Source organism: Streptomyces sp. NPDC002926 (assembly GCF_053591755.1).
Genome location: NZ_JBSFUK010000016.1, coordinates 39,634 through 57,918 on the forward strand (window position 1 = coordinate 39,634; position 18,285 = coordinate 57,918).

The 18,285-nt window shown below is 70.2% G+C and carries 11 protein-coding genes; 8 read left to right on the forward strand and 3 right to left on the reverse strand.

Going from position 1 to position 18,285, the window contains the following annotated elements:
- The first annotated feature begins 79 nt into the window (after positions 1–79).
- Both smc and ACWDZ6_RS22575 read left to right on the forward strand, forming a co-directional pair.
- A complete protein-coding gene (smc, locus tag ACWDZ6_RS22570; RefSeq protein WP_451504269.1) occupies positions 80–3,634 on the forward strand; it encodes a chromosome segregation protein SMC in 3,555 nt (1,184 codons plus the stop codon).
- A gap of 197 nt (positions 3,635–3,831) precedes the next feature.
- Entirely contained in the window at positions 3,832–5,253 is a 1,422-nt protein-coding gene (locus ACWDZ6_RS22575; protein WP_451504270.1) for a sugar porter family MFS transporter, read from the forward strand.
- Between the two features lie 122 nt (positions 5,254–5,375).
- Here ACWDZ6_RS22575 and ACWDZ6_RS22580 read toward each other — a convergent pair whose 3' ends face one another.
- Positions 5,376–6,347 carry an LLM class flavin-dependent oxidoreductase gene (locus tag ACWDZ6_RS22580; RefSeq protein WP_451504271.1) on the reverse strand — a complete coding sequence of 324 codons (972 nt, stop codon included), beginning with the start codon at positions 6,345–6,347 and terminating at the stop codon, positions 5,376–5,378.
- Positions 6,348–6,469: 122 nt separating this feature from the next.
- On the reverse strand, positions 6,470–7,915 hold the full coding sequence (locus ACWDZ6_RS22585) for a cytosine permease (RefSeq protein ID WP_451504272.1): 1,446 nt from the start codon (positions 7,913–7,915) through the stop codon (positions 6,470–6,472).
- A gap of 187 nt (positions 7,916–8,102) precedes the next feature.
- Here ACWDZ6_RS22585 and ftsY point away from each other — a divergent pair, with 187 nt between their 5' ends.
- A complete protein-coding gene (gene ftsY / locus ACWDZ6_RS22590; protein ID WP_451504273.1) occupies positions 8,103–9,326 on the forward strand; it encodes a signal recognition particle-docking protein FtsY in 1,224 nt (407 codons plus the stop codon).
- A gap of 218 nt (positions 9,327–9,544) precedes the next feature.
- Here the strand turns inward: ftsY and ACWDZ6_RS22595 are convergent, their stop codons facing one another.
- Positions 9,545–10,207: a bifunctional DNA primase/polymerase gene (locus tag ACWDZ6_RS22595; RefSeq protein ID WP_451504274.1), complete on the reverse strand. Its 663-nt coding sequence runs from the start codon at positions 10,205–10,207 to the stop codon at positions 9,545–9,547.
- A gap of 431 nt (positions 10,208–10,638) precedes the next feature.
- Here ACWDZ6_RS22595 and nsdA point away from each other — a divergent pair, with 431 nt between their 5' ends.
- From nsdA to ffh, 5 genes are all read left to right on the forward strand, one after another.
- A complete protein-coding gene (gene nsdA / locus ACWDZ6_RS22600) occupies positions 10,639–12,111 on the forward strand; it encodes a transcriptional repressor NsdA (RefSeq protein WP_451504275.1) in 1,473 nt (490 codons plus the stop codon).
- A 307-nt stretch (positions 12,112–12,418) separates the two neighbouring features.
- Positions 12,419–13,777: an ammonium transporter gene (locus tag ACWDZ6_RS22605; protein WP_451504276.1), complete on the forward strand. Its 1,359-nt coding sequence runs from the start codon at positions 12,419–12,421 to the stop codon at positions 13,775–13,777.
- On the forward strand, positions 13,774–14,112 hold the full coding sequence (locus tag ACWDZ6_RS22610) for a P-II family nitrogen regulator (RefSeq protein WP_326652882.1): 339 nt from the start codon (positions 13,774–13,776) through the stop codon (positions 14,110–14,112). Before ACWDZ6_RS22605 ends, ACWDZ6_RS22610 begins: the two co-directional genes overlap by 4 nt.
- Before the next feature lie 27 nt (positions 14,113–14,139).
- Positions 14,140–16,605 (forward strand): [protein-PII] uridylyltransferase, encoded by a 2,466-nt coding sequence (locus tag ACWDZ6_RS22615; protein WP_451504277.1) that lies wholly within the window; start codon positions 14,140–14,142, stop codon positions 16,603–16,605.
- Positions 16,606–16,700: 95 nt separating this feature from the next.
- Complete coding sequence (ffh, locus tag ACWDZ6_RS22620; protein WP_451504278.1) at positions 16,701–18,251, forward strand: signal recognition particle protein; 1,551 nt, start codon at positions 16,701–16,703, stop codon at positions 18,249–18,251.
- Positions 18,252–18,285: the final 34 nt, after the last annotated feature.

The window sequence follows — 18,285 nt, forward strand, 5'->3', positions numbered from 1 at the left end:
CGGTCGAAAATCCCACGTGGCAGGCCGGAGTCGACCGGCTCCGGCGGTCCGAGCGAAGCGAAAGGTAGAGTCCGGCGGCGTGCACCTCAAGGCCATGACCCTGCGCGGTTTCAAATCCTTCGCCTCCGCCACGACGCTGCGCTTCGAGCCGGGCATCACCTGCGTCGTGGGCCCCAACGGCTCCGGCAAGTCCAATGTGGTGGACGCGCTGTCCTGGGTCATGGGGGAGCAGGGGGCCAAATCGCTGCGCGGCGGCAAGATGGAGGACGTCATCTTCGCCGGGACGACCGGGCGGCCTCCGCTCGGCCGCGCCGAGGTCTCCCTCACCATCGACAACTCCGACGGCGCGCTCCCCATCGACTACGCCGAAGTCACCATTACGCGGATCATGTTCCGCAACGGCGGCAGTGAATACCAGCTCAATGGCGACACGTGCCGGCTTCTCGATATCCAGGAACTCCTCTCCGACTCCGGCATCGGCCGCGAGATGCACGTCATCGTCGGACAGGGCCAGCTCGACTCCGTTCTGCATGCCGATCCGATGGGGCGACGGGCCTTCATCGAGGAGGCCGCCGGTGTGCTCAAGCACCGCAAGCGCAAGGAGAAGGCGCTGCGGAAGCTGGACTCGATGCAGGCCAACCTCGCCCGCGTGCAGGATCTGACCGACGAACTGCGCCGTCAGCTCAAGCCGCTGGGACGGCAGGCCGCGGTGGCCAGGCGGGCCGCCGTCATCCAGGCCGATCTGCGCGATGCCCGGCTGCGGCTGCTTGCGGACGATCTCGTACGGCTCCGTGAGGCACTGCGCGGCGAGATCGCCGACGAGGCCGCGCTCAAGGAACGCAAGGACAGCGCCGAGGCGGAACTCAGGGCCGCGCTGACGCGTGAGGCGGAACTCGAGGAGGAGGTACGGCGGCTGGCGCCGCGGCTGCAGCGGGCCCAGCAGAGCTGGTACGAACTCTCCCAGCTGGCCGAGCGGGTGCGCGGCACGATCTCACTGGCCGACGCACGGGTGAAGAGCGCGACCGCGGCCCCGGCGGAGGAGCGGCGCGGCCGCGACCCCGAGGACATGGAGCGCGAGGCCGCCCGGATCCGTGAGCAGGAGGCGGAGCTGGAGGCCGCGCTGGAGGCGGCGGAGCACGCGCTGGAGGACACCGTCGCGCACCGCGCCGAGCTGGAGCGGGAGCTGACGGTCGAGGAGCGCCGGCTCAAGGACGTCGCGCGGGCGATCGCCGACCGGCGCGAGGGGCTGGCCCGGCTCAACGGTCAGGTCAACGCGGCCCGTTCGCGGGCGGCCTCCGCCCAGGCCGAGATCGACCGGCTGGCCGCGGCGCGCGACGAGGCCCAGGAGCGGGCCGTGGCGGCTCAGGAGGAGTACGAGCAGCTCAAGGCCGAGGTCGACGGTCTTGACGCCGGCGATGCCGAGCTGGGGGAGCGGCACGACGCGGCCAAGCGTGAGCTGGCCGATGCGGAGGCGGCGCTGAGCGCGGCGCGTGAGGAGCTCACCGGCGCCGAGCGCAAGCGCGCCGCCGTCGCCGCCCGCCGGGAGGCGCTCGCCCTGGGGCTGCGCCGCAAGGACGGCACGGGGGCGCTGCTCGACGCGAAGGACCGCCTCGGGGGGCTGCTCGGGCCGGCGGCGGAACTGCTCGGCGTGACCCCGGGCTTCGAGGTTCCGGTCGCAGCGGCGCTGGGCGCGGCGGCGGACGCCATCGCCGTGTCCAACCCCGCGACCGCCGCCGAGGCGCTGCGGCTGCTGCGCAAGACCGACGCCGGGCGCGCCGCCATACTGCTCGGCGGCGCGCCCGATTGCGTACCGCAGCCGCAGCGCTCCGACGGTCCTCCGTACGCCGCCGACCTGGTGCGGGGGCCCATGGAACTGATGCCCGCCGTGCGCCGGCTGCTGCACGGCATGGTCGTGGTCGGGACGCTGGAGGATGCCGAGGACCTGGTCTACTCACGGCCCGAGCTCACTGCCGTGACCGCGGAAGGAGACGTCCTCGGCGCGCACTTCGCGCAGGGCGGTTCCGCCGGGGCGCCGAGTCTGCTCGAGGTGCAGGCCTCCGTCGACGAGGCCGCGGCCGAGCTGGAGGAGTTGGCCGTACGGTGCGAGGAGCTGTCGGCGGCCCAGCAGCAGGCCGTTGGGCGGCGCAGTGAATGTGCGGCGCTCGTCGAGGAACTGGGAGAGCGCCGCAGGGCCGCCGACCGTGAGAAGTCCGCGGTGTCCGGGCAGCTGGGGCGGCTGTCCGGACAGGCACGTGGCGCTGCGGGCGAGGCCGAGCGGACGACCGCGGCCGCCGCCAGGGCCCAGGAGGCGCTGGAGCGGGCGCGCGAGGAGGCCGAGGAGCTGGCCGAGCGGCTGCTCGTCGCCGAGGAGGCGCCGGCGGAGGAGGAGCCCGATACCCATGTACGGGACCGGCTCGCCGCCGACGGCGCCAACGCCCGCCAGACCGAGATGGAGGCCCGCCTCCAGGTCCGTACGCATGAGGAGCGCGTGAAGGGGCTCGCGGGGCGTGCCGACTCGCTGGACCGGGGAGCGCGCGCCGAGCGCGAGGCACGGGCACGCGCCGAACAGCGGCGCGCCCGGCTGCGGCACGAGGCGGAGGTCGCCGCCGCGGTGGCCAGCGGCGCCCGTCAGCTCCTCGCGCATGTCGAGGTGTCGCTGGTGCGGGCCGAGGCGGAGCGGGTCGCCGCCGAGGCGGCCAAGGCCGAGCGCGAGCAGGATCTGAGCGCCGCCCGCAGTCAGGGACGCGACCTCAAGGGCGAGCTCGACAAACTCACTGATTCAGTTCACCGAGGCGAGGTACTCGGGGCCGAGAAGCGGCTGCGGATCGAGCAGCTGGAGACAAAGGCCCTGGAGGAACTGGGTGTGGAACCGGCCGGGCTGGTCGCCGAGTACGGCCCCGACCAGCTGGTGCCGCCGTCCCTGCCCGCCGAGGGAGAGGAACTGCCCGATGACCCGGAGCACCCGCGCAACCAGCCGAGACCGTTCGTACGCGGAGAGCAGGAGAAGCGTCTCAAGTCCGCCGAACGGGCGTACCAGCAACTCGGAAAGGTGAATCCGCTCGCCCTGGAGGAGTTCTCGGCGCTGGAGGAGCGGCACAAGTTCCTCTCCGAGCAGCTTGAAGATCTGAAGAAGACCAGGGCCGACCTGCTGCAGGTGATTAAGGAGGTCGACGAGCGCGTCGAGCAGGTCTTCACGGAGGCGTACCGGGACACCGCCCGCGAGTTCGAGGGTGTCTTCTCGCGGCTCTTTCCCGGTGGCGAGGGCCGGTTGATCCTGACCGATCCCGACAACATGCTCACCACGGGCGTGGACGTCGAGGCCAGACCCCCTGGCAAGAAGGTCAAGCGGCTGTCGCTGCTGTCGGGCGGTGAGCGGTCACTGACGGCCGTCGCGCTGCTGGTGTCGATCTTCAAGGCCCGGCCGAGTCCGTTCTATGTGATGGACGAGGTCGAGGCGGCGCTCGACGACACCAACCTTCAGCGCCTGATCCGGATCATGCAGGAGCTCCAGGAGTCCTCGCAGCTGATCGTGATCACGCACCAGAAGCGGACGATGGAGGTCGCGGACGCGCTGTACGGCGTCTCCATGCAGGGTGACGGCGTCTCCAAGGTCATCAGCCAGCGCCTTCGCTGACAACTCTTCAACTCTTGAACACAACTCCCTCACATCGCTACTTGGTGTTCCTAAGGAAGAACTATTGACTTCGAAACTTGAACGAATAGTCTCTGCAACGTTGCTTTTACCTTCAAGTGGTGAGCGGCGGGAAGTTGTGCGCCACTTGAAGGGCTCGCCCCCCACGCCCGGCGACGCTGCCGGACCCAGGAGTACACGTGACCAGCACTGAGCAGCCACCGCCGGCATCGCGAGGCCGGCAGGCCCACCCCGAACATATCGGCCATGTCATCTTCATCACGGCCGCCGCCGCGATGGGCGGTTTCCTCTTCGGCTACGACAGCTCGGTGATCAACGGCGCCGTCGAAGCCATCAGGGACCGCTACGACATCGGCTCGGGAACGCTCGCCCAGGTCATCGCCATCGCACTGATCGGCTGCGCCGTCGGCGCCGCGACCGCCGGCCGGATCGCCGACCGTATCGGCCGTATCCGCTGTATGCAGATCGCTGCCGTGCTCTTCACCGCCAGTGCCATCGGCTCCGCCCTCCCGTTCGCCCTCTGGGACCTCGCCTTCTGGCGCATCATCGGCGGCTTCGCCATCGGCATGGCCTCGGTCATCGGCCCGGCCTATATCGCCGAGGTGTCGCCGGCCGCCTACCGCGGCCGGCTCGGCTCCTTCCAGCAGGCCGCGATCGTCATCGGCATCGCCATCTCCCAGCTGGTGAACTACGCCATCCTGCAGCTCGCCGACGGCAAGCAGCGCGGCGAGATGCTCGGTATCGAGGCCTGGCAGTGGATGCTCGGCGTCATGGTCGTCCCGGCGGTGCTCTACGGACTGCTCTCCTTCGCGATCCCCGAGTCGCCCCGCTTCCTGATCTCCGTCGGAAAGGTCGACAAGGCGAAGGAGGTCCTCGGCGAGGTCGAGGGCCACAAGATCGACCTGGACGCCCGCGTCGCCGAGATCGAACTCGCGATGCGCCGCGAGCACAAGTCGACCTTCAAGGACCTGCTGGGCGGCCGCTTCAACTTCCTGCCCATCGTCTGGGTCGGCATCGGACTCTCCCTCTTCCAGCAGTTCGTCGGCATCAACGTCGTCTTCTACTACTCCGCGGCGCTGTGGCAGTCGGTCGGCATCGACCCGGCCAGCTCGTTCTTCTACTCGTTCACCACGTCGATCATCAACATCATCGGCACCGTGATCGCGATGATCCTGGTCGACCGGGTCGGCCGGCGTCCGCTCGCCCTCGTCGGCTCGGCCGGCATGGCGATCGCCCTGGCCTTCGAGGCCTGGGCCTTCTCCGCCGACCTCGTCGACGGCAAGCTGCCCGGCACCCAGGGTGCCGTCGCCCTGGTCTCCGCGCATGTCTTCGTGCTCTTCTTCGCCCTCTCGTGGGGCGTCGTGGTCTGGGTCCTCCTCGGCGAGATGTTCCCGAACAGGATCCGTGCCGCCGCGCTCGGCGTCGCCGCCTCCGCGCAGTGGATCGCCAACTGGGTCATCACCGTGAGCTTCCCGAGCCTGGCGGACTGGAACCTCTCCGGTACTTACATCATCTACACATTCTTCGCCGCGCTCTCGATCCCCTTCGTACTTCTGTTCGTCAAGGAGACCAAGGGCAAGGCGTTGGAGGAGATGGGCTAATCCCCGCTGCCCCGCTCCTCACCACGGAACTGCCCCGGCTCATCACATGAGCCGGGGCAGTACCGATTCGCCGCGCCGGACGGCCCCGAGGTCACCGTGGACCGGCGGTGACGGCCCTCGGCTCAGCCCTTGAGCCGGGGGAGGACGCTCTCCGCGAAGAGGTGCAGGCTGCGCCAGCCCTCGTCCAGCGGCATCCCGCCGCACAGCGGATGCAGCACCAGACTCTCCCCGCCGGTCTCCGCGCACTCGTCCGGCGTGACGATCCGGTACACGCCCTCGCGCCGCAGCTCTTCGACCGTGGTGGCCCGCGACCGCACCGCCGAACGGATGTCCTTGGACTGCCAGGAGGCGTACATCCGGGCCTCGTGCAGGAAATGCTCGCCGTACTCGGCCCAGGTGCGGTCCGGGTCCTGCGCGATGTGCAGCAGTTGGGTCTTCGCCGCCGGCATCATCGTCCAGCCCTCCGTCCCGTACTCCGCGCGCCGCTCGTGGTAGTACGCCTCCAGCTCCGGCAGATGCGCGCTCGGGAAGAAGGGCAGTCCGAACCGGGCGGCGCGACGGGCCGCGGCCTGTGAGGAGCCGCCCACCAGCAGCAGCGGATGCGGCTGTGTGTACGGGCGCGGAGTGACCCGGACCGTGCGGCCGCGGTACTCGAAGGGCTCGCCGGTCCATGCCTTCAGCAGCGTCCCGAGGAGCTCGTCCTGGAGCTTGCCGCGCCGTCTCCACTCGACGCCCAACTGCTCGTACTCCGCGGGCCGGTAGCCGATGCCGGCGACCGTCACCAGCCGGCCCCCGCCGATCAGATCGAGTACGGCGATGTCCTCGGCCAGCCGCAGCGGGTCGTAGAGCGGGCCGATGATCGCGGAGACGGTGACCGCGATACGGCGCGTGGAGCCGAGGACCGAGCCGGCGAAGACGAAGGGGGACGGCAGCCAGTTGTTGGCGGCGCCGTGGTGCTCCTCGGTCTGAATGCTGTCGATGCCGCGGTCGTCGGCGTATGCGGCCATCTCGAGCGCGGCGCGATAACGGGCCGCGAGAGTTTCGGGCGTCGCGCCGGGATCGACGAGATTGAAGCGGGCCACTGTGAAGGCCATGGGAACGGTCCCCTCCGCCGGGTGTCCTGTGTCTTCCCGGGGGACAACCCCCGGACCCCCGGCCGGAACGCAGGCGGGCGGGGCTGAACGGACAACGCAGAGGGACGTTAACTGACTGGGCGTCAGATGGACAGGGGCGCGGGCTTCGGTTCCGTGTCCGGCGCGGCCCGAACCTGCTCCCTCGTCCGCGGCAGCACCGCGTACAGCACCGCAGCGACGACGATCGTGGCCGCCCAGCCCAGCCCGTTCTTCCCGATCCATGACGAGGCGAGCGGACCGGCGAACCAGTCGACCTTGGTGAACAGCAGGCCGCTCAGCAGCGCCACGGCCCACGACACCATCGCCTGCCAGGCGAAGCCGCCCCAGTACCAGTAGGCGCTGGTGCGCGTGGTGTCCATCAGCGCCTCGCCGTCGTACGTGCGCCGGCGCAGCATGTCCACGCCGAAGACGCCGATCCACGCCGAGAACGCCACGGCCAGCAGCGTCAGGAAGGATACGAACGAACCGATGAAGCTGGTTGCCACGACCATCAGCAGAAAGCCGAAGACCAGGCTGATGACGGCGTTGATGCTGACCGCCCAGGCGCGCGGGACCCTGATGCCCAGGGTCTGCGCCGTGAAGCCGGCGGAGTACATCGACATGGAGTTGATCAGCAGCATGCCGATCAGCGCGATCATCAGATACGGAACGGCGATCCACAGCGGCAGGATCTCGCCGATGAACGCGACCGGGTCGCTCGTGCCGGCCAGGTCCGGCGTGGAGACCGCCATCACCGCGCCCATCAGCACCATCGGCAGTACGACGATCCCGGCCCCGCCCACCGTCGAGCCGACCATCGCCCTGCCGGAGGTGGTGCGGGGGAGATAGCGGGTGAAGTCGGGGCCTGAGGGGACCCAGCTGATACCACCCGCCGCGATGGTCCCGATGCCCGCGACCATCATCGCCGTCGACCCGGCCGGCCTGTCGAAGACCGCGGACCATGGGGTGTTGGCGATCAGGTGGACCAGCACCAGGACGCTGAACGCGCCGAAGAGATACGTGGACCATTTGCTGCAGACACGCAGGGCGTTGATGCCGAGGCCGGAGACGAGGAAGGTGCAGGCGACGAAGAGCAGCAGGGTGACGACGACCAGTGCGGTGTTGCGCTTGATACCGAAGAGCAGATCCAGCACGGTCAGTACGGCGTAGGCGCCGGTGACCGCGTTGATCGTCTCCCAGCCCCAGCGGGCGACCCAGATGAGCGAGCCGGGAAAGAGGTTTCCGCGCTGGCCGAAGACCGCCCGGGACAGGGCCATGCCGGGGGAGCCGCCGCGCTTGCCCGCGATGGAGATCAGACCCACGATTCCGTACGAGAGGACGGGCGCCGCGGTCGCGACGACCAGCACCTGCCAGAAGTTCAGGCCGTTGAAGACGATCATCCCCGCGCCCATCGTGAGCAACAGCACGCTGATGTTGGCTGCGACCCAGGTGGGGAAGAGTTCGCGGACGTGGCCGGTGCGCTCGTCGTCGGGGACGGGTTCGAGGCCACGGGTCTCCATCGCGCCTTCGGATTCGGAGGCGTGCGGCATGAAAAAGCTCCGTACGGGAGTGGCGGGCTCCGGGGTTTCCGGGTCTCCGGGAGGAGGGTCGGCTGGGTAGAACCAGAACCACCAGCATCGTACGTACCCCCCAAAAGGTCCAAATGGAGCCCCTTGCCCTTGTGTGATCCTCCGAGGCAGTTCTGCGTGAGCGGTCGTGGCCGATACTGGGTGGGTTATGGAAATCGTCATCCTTGCTGTAGTCATCGCCCTGGTCGCGGTCGGCGCGATCAGCGGGCTCGTGGTCAGCAGCCGCAAGAAGAAGCAGCTGCCGCCCTCGGCACCGTCGAGTACGCCGACCATCACTGCCCCGCCCGCCGAGCCTCAGGTCGGCGAGGACGCCGCACCGACGGTCGAGGAACCGCGCCGCACGATCGAGGAGGTCGACCTCCCCGACACCGCCGAGGCGGTCGGTACCCCGGCCGCCGTCGAGGATCCGGTCGTCGCGGCGCCCCCCGTCCCCCAGATCGAGATCCCCGAACCGACCGCAGGCCGGCTGGTCCGCCTGCGCGCCCGCCTCGCCCGCTCCCAGAACTCCCTCGGCAAGGGGCTGCTCACGCTCCTGTCGCGCGACAACCTCGATGAGGAGACCTGGGAGGAGATCGAGGACACCCTGCTCACCGCGGATGTCGGCGTCGCGCCGACCCAGGAGCTGGTCGAGCGGCTGCGTGAGCGCGTACGGGTGCTCGGCACACGGACCCCCCAGGAGCTGCGCTCCCTGCTGCGTGAGGAACTGCTGCACCTCCTCGGCACCGACTTCGACCGCGCGGTGAAGACCGAGAGCGGTCTGGACACCCCGGGCGTCGTCATGGTCGTCGGCGTCAACGGCACCGGGAAGACCACGACGACCGGCAAGCTCGCGCGGGTCCTGGTCGCGGACGGCCGCTCCGTGGTGCTCGGCGCTGCGGACACGTTCCGTGCGGCGGCCGCGGACCAGCTCCAGACCTGGGGCGAACGGGTCGGCGCGCGCACGGTGCGCGGCCCCGAGGGCGGTGACCCGGCCTCGATCGCGTTCGACGCGGTCAAGGAGGGCATCGCCGAGGGCGCGGACGTCGTACTCATCGACACGGCGGGCCGGCTGCACACCAAGACGGGCCTGATGGACGAGCTCGGCAAGGTCAAGCGCGTGGTCGAGAAGCACGGCCCGCTGGACGAGATCCTGCTGGTCCTGGACGCCACGACCGGTCAGAACGGACTGGTGCAGGCGCGGGTGTTCGCGGAGGTCGTGGACATCACCGGCATCGTGCTGACCAAGCTGGACGGTACGGCCAAGGGCGGCATCGTCATCGCGGTCCAGCGCGAACTGGGCGTACCGGTGAAGCTGGTGGGTCTTGGCGAGGGGCCGGACGATCTGGCGCCGTTCGAGCCGGAGGCGTTCGTCGACGCATTGATCGGCGAGTAGCTGTCGCCTGGTGGGTCCCTTCCCACAGCCGGTGCTCCGCCCCGGACCCCGCGCCTCGAACGCCGACGGGCCTGCGATTCAGGCCTTCCGGCCCACAGGACACTCCCCCCACGCCCGTCGGGCGTGGGGGGAGTACGGCGTCAGGGAACGGACGGGGTACCCGGCGTCAGGGAAAGGACGGGGTACCCGGCGTCAGGGAACGGACGGGGTACCCGGCGTCAGGGAAAGGTGCGGTGGCAGACGTACGCCAGCGTGCCCAGCAGCAGGCGCGCCTCCGGCGGTGCCGCCGCCGTGTCCAGGGACGGGGGGCGGAGCCAGCTGACGGGCCCCAGGCCCGCCTGGTCGGACGGCGGAGCCGTGATGTGGTCGCCCGGGCCCAGGCAGTGCAGGTCCAGGTCCGCGTCGTCCCAGCCCATCCGGTAGAGCAGCTCCGGCAGCTCGGCCGCCGCGCCGGTGGCGACGAAGAACTGGCAGCGGCCGTCCGGCGTCGCCGAGACCGGGCCGAGCGGGAGACCCATCCGCTCCAGGCGCAGCAGTGCGCGGCGGCCGGCCGGGGCGGCGACGTCGAGGATGTCGAAGGTGCGGCCGACGGGCAGGAGCAGGGACGCGCCCGGCACTTCCGCCCATGCCTCGGAGACCTCGTCCAGGGTGGCGCCGGCGGGGACCTCGTCGGCGAAGCCGAGGGGGTGGGCGCCCGGAGACGTACAGTCCGGGGCGCCGCAGGAGCACCGGCCGGACGCGGCTCGCGCGCCAGGGACCACCGCCCAGCCCCACAGCCCCGTGTACTCGGCCACCACGGTGCACTCGGTCGTGCGCCCGCGGCGCCGTGAGCCGGGCCTGATCTCCCTGGTCCCCCGGCTGCCGCCGATCGTGAAGCCCATGCCCCCTCCAACGGGTCGTCATCGCCGGTGGTTACGACCTGAAGTCTCCCCGTAACACTGCGTCGCAGTCGGTGAAGCTCCGGCGGCGTGCGGTTGCGCGAGGGGTGGTGCGGGCCGTGCCGCGCGCCTGTGCGTGCACCGCTCCGCTGCCTCCTGATCGTCGTATGTCAAGTGAATCGCGCCCGGCAGTAAGCGAGTTCATTCGAAGGGGTGGCGAATGGTGGCGTTTCTGGAATCGCCCTCGCTGGAGGGGTGATCGTGGGACTACTTTCAGTACTCGAGCCCTGGAGTTCCGTGCACCCGTGGGTATGCCGGAGGCAACCCGGTTTCCTGTTCGATGGGGCGCAACCTCCGTACAGACAGCCTCAACTCACGGCATTCTGGTAGGGGTTCGAGTAACAGAGCAGTCAGTGGTGGATGGGGGCGTTCCCGTGGGCGGCACCGGCGCAGGCGGTACGAATACCGACAAGCGCCCGAACGAGCAGTTGAGTTCGTGGTTCGTGCGCAGTGGTTGGTCGAAGGGTGAGCTCGCACGCCAAGTGAACCGCCGGGCACGTCAGATGGGCGCGCACCACATCAGCACGGACACCTCACGCGTGCGCCGCTGGCTCGACGGCGAGCAGCCGCGTGAGCCGATCCCGCGCATCCTCTCCGAGCTGTTCTCCGAGCGTTTCGGCAGCGTCGTCGCCATCGAGGACCTCGGACTGCGCTCGGCGCACCAGTCGCCCTCGGTGTCCGGAGTGGATCTGCCCTGGGCGGGACCGCAGACCGTCGCACTGCTCAGCGAGTTCTCGCGCAGCGACCTGATGCTGGCGCGGCGCGGCTTCCTCGGGACCTCGCTCGCACTGGCCGCCGGCCCCGCCCTCGTCGAGCCGATGCAGCGCTGGCTGGTGCCGTCGCCGGTCGGCGAGCCGGGACAGCCGGCGCCGGGCGCCATGCGCAGGGCCTCCCGGCTCTCCAAGCCGGAGCTCGACCTGCTGGAGTGCACCACCGCGATGTTCCGCCAGTGGGACGCGCAGTGCGGCGGCGGACTGCGCCGCAAGGCGGTCGTGGGCCAACTCCACGAGGTCACCGATCTGCTGCAGGAGCCGCAGCCCGGAGAAACCGCCCAGCGGCTGTTCAAATGCGCCGCCGAGCTCGCGGAGCTGGCCGGCTGGATGAGTTACGACGTCGGCCTGCAGCCCACCGCGCAGAAATACTTCGTACTGGCCCTGCACGCCGCCAAGGAAGCGGCCGACAAGCCGCTCGGCTCGTACATCCTGTCCTCCATGAGCCGCCAGATGATCCACCTCGGCCGGCCCGAGGACGCCCTGGAACTCATCCATCTCGCGCAGTACGGCAGCCGCGACTGCGCGACTGCGCGCACCCAGGCGATGCTGTATGCGATGGAGGCCCGCGCTTACGCCAATATGGGCCAGCCCAGCAAGTGCAAGCGAGCCGTCCGGATGGCCGAGGACACCTTCGCCGACGTCGGTCTCGACGGCGAGCCCGAGCCCGACTGGATCCGCTTCTTCTCCGAGGCCGAGCTCAACGGCGAGAACGCCCACTCGTACCGCGACCTCGCCTATGTGGCAGGCCGCAGCCCCACGTACGCCTCGCTCGCCGAGCCGGTGATGGAGCGCGCCGTCGATCTCTTCGGCAAGGACGAGGAGCACCAGCGGTCGTACGCACTCAACCTGATCGGCATGGCCACGGTCCATCTGCTGAAGAGGGAGCCCGAGCAGTCCATGGTCCTGGCCGGACGGGCGCTCACCGTCGCCAGGAAGGTCCGCTCCGAGCGGGCCAACACCCGGTTGCGCAAGACCGTCGACACGGCGGCCAGGGACTTCGGAGATGTAGCCGAAGTGGTGCACTTCACCGATGAGCTCACAGCACGGCTCCCCGAAACCGCGGAAGCGGTCTGAGCGGACGGCGCTCACCAGGCCCCGGCCGCGACGGTCACCCCAACAGCCCGACTCGGCTCCCCCGTGCCAGGTCAGCCGGGTGGACGTCGCGGCCGGTTCTGATGTGCGCAGAGGATACTCCGGGCCCGTTCACCCGATCCGCCTGTTCATGGGGGCGTAACACGGGGGACCCCTTCGTCACTGCGGCGAAACATCGAGCGGCATTGGCGGAAACGGCGCTGCGCCAACCTCAGGGCGCATAACCGGCCCGCCCGTATCCGCACAGGCTTCGCCCGCACGCGGCCGCACCAACGACGAGGAGACGCCGATGCCTCCAGGCATCTCGACGCTTGCAGCAGACACTCCGACGCTGTCCGCCGCCAACACCGGCTTTATGCTCATCTGCTCCGCCCTGGTGATGATCATGACTCCGGGCCTGGCCTTCTTCTACGGAGGCATGGTCCGGGTCAAGAGCACCCTCAACATGCTGATGATGAGCTTCATCAGCCTCGGCATCGTCACGATCCTGTGGGTGCTGTACGGCTTCAGCGCCGCCTTCGGCACCGACAAGGGCGGCTTCATCGGCTGGACCTCGGACTATGTCGGACTGAGCGGCATCGGGATCACCCAGCTGTGGGACGGCTACACCATCCCGGTGTATGTCTTCGCCGTCTTCCAGCTGATGTTCGCGATCATTACGCCCGCATTGATAAGTGGTGCGCTCGCGGACCGCGTGAAGTTCACCGCCTGGGCGCTGTTCGTGGCGCTGTGGGTCACCGTCGTCTACTTCCCGGTCGCGCACTGGGTGTGGGGCGCGGGCGGATGGCTCTTCGAACTCGGCGTCATCGACTTCGCCGGCGGTACGGCCGTCCACATCAACGCGGGAGCCGCGGCCCTCGGTGTGATCCTCGTCATCGGCAAGCGCGTCGGCTTCAAGAGGGATCCGATGCGGCCGCACAGCCTGCCGCTGGTGATGCTCGGTGCCGGGCTCCTGTGGTTCGGCTGGTTCGGCTTCAACGCCGGCTCGTGGCTCGGCAACGACGACGGCGTCGGCGCGGTGATGTTCGTCAACACCCAGGTCGCCACCGCTGCCGCGATGCTCGCCTGGCTGGCGTACGAGAAGATCCGCCACGGCGCCTTCACCACGCTGGGCGCCGCCTCCGGCGCCGTCGCCGGCCTGGTCGCCATCACCCCGTCCGGCGGCTCCTGCTCGCCGCTCGGCGCGATCGGGATCGGCGCCATCGCCGGTGTGCTCTGCGCCATGGCCGTCGGTCTGAAGTTCAAGTTCGGCTACGACGACTCCCTCGATGTCGTCGGCGTCCACCTCGTCGGCGGTGTCGCCGGCTCGCTGCTCGTCGGTCTCTTCGCCACCGGTGGCGTCCAGTCCGACGTCAAGGGCCTCCTCTACGGCGGCGGCTTCGACCAGCTCGGCAAGCAGGCCGTCGGTGTCTTCGCGGTGCTGGCCTACTCTCTGGTTGTCTCGGCGGTCCTCGCCTTCCTCCTCGACAAGACGATCGGCATGCGGGTCGACGAGGACGTAGAGGTCTCCGGCATCGACCAGGATGAGCACGCCGAGACGGCGTACGACTTCAGCGGTGCGGGCGGCGGTGCAGGCTCCCGCAAGGCCGTACCCACGCCGAGTGACGCCGTGGCAGCCGCAGGACCGACCAAGAAGGTGGACGCATGAAGCTCATCACCGCAGTCGTGAAGCCACACCGGCTGGACGAGATCAAGGAGGCCCTGCAGGCCTTCGGCGTCCAGGGGCTCACGGTCACGGAGGCCAGCGGATACGGCCGCCAGCGCGGCCACACCGAGGTCTACCGCGGCGCGGAGTACACCGTCGACCTGGTCCCGAAGATCCGCATCGAGGTGCTGGTCGAGGACGACGAGGCAGAACAGCTCATCGACGTCGTCGTCAAGGCGGCCCGCACCGGCAAGATCGGTGACGGCAAGGTGTGGAGCGTGCCGGTCGACACGGCGGTACGGGTGCGGACCGGCGAACGCGGACCTGACGCACTGTAATCGCTCGACAGAAACAGGAGCTGCTGGGTGACGAGCCTCGAAGTGACCACCGAAGCGGAAGACTCGGGACCCAGCGGCTATGCGGCGGCCCGGCTGCGCCTTCTCAGTGAGAAGGAGCGGTCCGGGCCGCCGCGCCGTGCCGCCCTGGCCAAACTGACCGACGACTGGCTGTCCGCGCTGTTCACCACCGCCACTCTGGAGGCCGGGGTACGGGGCGCGGCACTCGTCGCCGTCGGCGGCTACGGGCGCGGGGAACTGTCGCCGCGCAGCGACCTCGATCTGCTCCTGCTGCACGACGGGAGCGCGGACGCGGGCGCGATCGCCACTCTCGCCGACCGGATCTGGTACCCGGTGTGGGATCTGGGGCTGGCCCTCGACCACTCCGTACGCACTCCGGCCGAGGCCCGCAAGACCGCGGGCGAGGACCTCAAGGTGCAGCTCGGGCTGCTGGACGCGCGGCCGGTCGTGGGCGATCTGGGGCTGGTGACCGGGCTGCGTACCGCCGTACTGGCCGACTGGCGCAACCAGGCGCCCAAGCGGCTGCCCGAGCTGGACGAACTGTGCCGCGAACGGGCCGAGCGCCAGGGCGAGCTGCAGTTCCTCCTCGAACCCGACCTCAAGGAGGCGCGGGGCGGACTGCGGGACGCCACCGCGCTGCGCGCCGTCGCCGCGTCCTGGCTCGCCGACGCGCCGCGCGAAGGCCTCGCCGAGGCTCGCAGGCGGCTGCTGGACGCCCGGGACGCGCTGCATCTGACCACCGGACGGGCCACCGACCGACTCGCGCTCCAGGAGCAGGAGCAAGTCGCCACCGAGCTCGGCCTGCTGGACGGCGACGCACTGCTGCGGCAGGTCTACGAGGCGGCGCGCACCATCTCGTACGCCACGGATGTCACCTGGCGGGAAGTGAACCGGGTGCTCAGGGCACGGTCCCTGCGGCCGCGGCTGCGGGCGATGCTGAGCGGTGGGCGCGGTCCGCAGCCCGAGCGCACCCCGCTCGCCGAGGGTGTCGTCGAACAGGACGGCGAGGTGGTGCTTGCCCGCGCCGCACGCCCGGAACGCGACGCGGTGCTCCCGCTGCGGGCCGCCGCCGCCGCTGCCCAGTCCGGGCTGCCGATCTCCCTGCACGCCGTACGCCGGCTCGCCGCCACCGCGCGGCCGCTGCCGGTGCCGTGGCCCGCCGAGGCCCGCGAGGAACTCGTCACCCTGCTCGGCGCGGGGGAGTCGACGGTCGCGGTCTGGGAGGCGCTGGAGGCCGAGGGCCTGATCACCCAGCTGCTTCCCGACTGGGAGCGCGTACGGTGCCGGCCGCAGCGCAACCCCGTGCACACCTGGACCGTCGACCGCCACCTCGTCGAGGCGGCGGTCAAGGCCTCGTCCCTCACCCGCCGCGTCGGCCGTCCCGACCTGCTGCTGGTCGCGGCCCTGCTGCACGACATCGGGAAGGGCTGGCCCGGCGACCACTCGGTGGCCGGCGAGACCATCGCCAGGGACCTCGCGGCCCGGATCGGATTCGACCGTGCCGACGTGGCCGTGATCGCCACGCTCGTACGCCACCACCTGCTGCTCATCGAAACGGCTACCCGGCGCGATCTGGACGACCCGGCGACCGTCGCTTCGGTCGCCTCCGTCGTGGGCTCGGCGGCCACCCTCGAACTGCTGCACGCCCTCACCGAGGCCGATGCGCTCGCCACCGGACCCGCGGCCTGGTCGTCCTGGCGCGGTTCGCTGGTCGCGGACCTGGTGAGGCGGGTCGCCGCGGTTCTGGCCGGCGACGCCCCGCCCGAGCCGGAGCCCGCCGCGCCCAGCGCCGAGCAGGAACGGCTGGCCATCGAGGCGCTGCGCACCGGTGAGCCGGTGCTCGCGCTGCACGCCCAGACCGAGCGCCCCGAGCAGCCCCAGGACCCGGACGAGCCCGAAGCCGTCGGCGTGGAACTGCTGATCGCCCTGCCCGACCAGCCGGGTGTGCTGCCCGCCGCGGCCGGTGTGCTCGCTCTGCACCGGCTGACGGTCCGCGCCGCCGATCTGCGCTCCATCGACCTGCCCACCGAACTCGGCGAGCTCTCCGGAGTACTGCTGCTGAGCTGGCGGGTGGCGGCCGAGTACGGCTCGCTGCCCCAGGCCACCCGGCTCCGTGCCGATCTCGTACGGGCGCTGGACGGGACGCTCGACATTCCGGCCAGACTCGCCGAGCGCGAGGCCGCCTACCCGCGCAGGCGCGGGGTCAAGGCCCCGCCGCCGCGGGTGACCGTCGCCGCCGCGGGCTCCCGGCTCGCGACGGTGATCGAGGTCCGCGCCCAGGACGCACCCGGACTGCTGCACCGGATCGGCCGCGCGCTGGACGAGGCGGCGGTGCGCGTCCGCAGTGCTCATGTCTCCACACTGGGCGCGAACGCCGTCGACGCCTTCTATGTCACGGGCCTGGAAGGCACGCCGCTGCCCCCGGAACAGGCGTCCGAGACCGCCCGTGCGCTCGAGGCGATGCTGCGCGCCTGAGGTGAGACCGGCCACGGAGCAGACCTCACCGCGCGCGGCCGGATACCCTGGGGGACACTGTCCGCCCGCTCCCGACCCGAGGATCCGCGACCACCGTGTTCGACACCCTCTCCGACCGCCTTGCCGCGACATTCAAGAATCTCCGGGGCAAGGGCCGCCTGTCCGAGGCGGACATCGACGCCACGGCGCGCGAGATCCGTATCGCGCTGCTCGAAGCGGACGTGGCGCTGCCCGTCGTCCGGGCCTTCATCAAGCAGGTCAAGGAGCGTGCCGCCGGCTCCGAGGTCTCGCAGGCGCTGAACCCCGCCCAGCAGGTCATCAAGATCGTCAACGAGGAGCTCATCGGCATCCTCGGTGGCGAGACCCGCCGCCTCCGTTTCGCCAAGCAGCCGCCGACCGTGATCATGCTCGCGGGTCTGCAGGGTGCGGGTAAGACGACGCTGGCCGGAAAGCTGGGTCTCTGGCTCAAGGGCCAGGGGCACGCGCCGCTGCTCGTCGCCTGTGACCTGCAGCGTCCCAATGCCGTCAACCAGCTCGCCGTCGTCGCCGAGCGAGCGGGCGTTTCGGTCTACGCGCCGGAGCCCGGCAATGGCGTCGGCGACCCGGTCAAGGTCGCCAAGGACTCCATCGAGCACGCCAAGGCCAAGCAGTACGACGTGGTCATCGTCGACACCGCGGGCCGCCTCGGTATCGACCAGGAGCTGATGCAGCAGGCCGCGGACATCCGCGACGCCGTCAGCCCCGACGAGGTTCTCTTCGTCGTCGACGCGATGATCGGTCAGGACGCGGTCAACACCGCGGAGGCCTTCCGCGACGGCGTCGGCTTCGACGGCGTGGTGCTCTCCAAGCTCGACGGTGACGCCCGCGGTGGTGCCGCGCTCTCCGTCGCGCATGTCACCGGCCGCCAGGTCATGTTCGCCTCCAACGGCGAGAAGCTGGACGACTTCGACGCGTTCCACCCGGACCGCATGGCGTCCCGCATCCTCGGCATGGGCGACATGCTCAGCCTGATCGAGAAGGCCGAACAGACCTTCAGCCAGGAAGAGGCCGCCAAAATGGCCTCCAAGCTGGCGAGCAGCAAGGGCAAGGACTTCACGCTCGACGACTTCCTGTCGCAGATGGAGCAGGTCAGGAAGATGGGCTCCATCTCCAAGCTGCTCGGGATGCTGCCCGGAATGGGGCAGATCAAGGACCAGATCAACAACATCGACGAGCGGGACGTGGACCGTACCGCCGCGATCATCAAGTCGATGACCCCGGCCGAGCGCCAGGACCCGACGATCATCAACGGTTCGCGCAGGGCCCGTGTCGCCAAGGGTTCCGGTGTCGAGGTCAGCGCCGTGAAGAGCCTGGTGGAGCGCTTCTTCGAGGCCCGCAAGATGATGTCGAAGATGGCCCAGGGTGGCGGGATGCCGGGCATGCCCGGGATGCCGGGCATGGGTGGCGGTCCCGGTCGTCAGAAGAAGCAGATCAAGCAGGCCAAGGGCAAGCGCAAGAGCGGCAACCCCATGAAGCGCAAGGCCGAGGAGCAGGCGGCAGCGGCGCGCCGCGAGCAGGCGGCGCAGGGTGGGGCGCTCGGACTTCCGGCCGGCGAGCCGGGCAATGACTTCGAGCTGCCGGACGAGTTCAAGAAGTTCATGGGCTGAGATTTCCTCTGGTCGGTACGTCGGTGTGGGCACC

Coding starts and splice junctions, on each gene's coding strand:
- ACWDZ6_RS22605 (WP_451504276.1), top strand. CDS start 12,419: ATGCCTCCAGGCATCTCGACGCTTGCAGCAGACACTCCGACGCTGTCC.
- ACWDZ6_RS22610 (WP_326652882.1), top strand. CDS start 13,774: ATGAAGCTCATCACCGCAGTCGTGAAGCCACACCGGCTGGACGAGATC.
- ACWDZ6_RS22580 (WP_451504271.1), bottom strand. CDS start 6,347: ATGGCCTTCACAGTGGCCCGCTTCAATCTCGTCGATCCCGGCGCGACG.
- ACWDZ6_RS22595 (WP_451504274.1), bottom strand. CDS start 10,207: ATGGGCTTCACGATCGGCGGCAGCCGGGGGACCAGGGAGATCAGGCCC.
- ftsY (WP_451504273.1), top strand. CDS start 8,103: ATGGAAATCGTCATCCTTGCTGTAGTCATCGCCCTGGTCGCGGTCGGC.
- ACWDZ6_RS22585 (WP_451504272.1), bottom strand. CDS start 7,915: ATGCCGCACGCCTCCGAATCCGAAGGCGCGATGGAGACCCGTGGCCTC.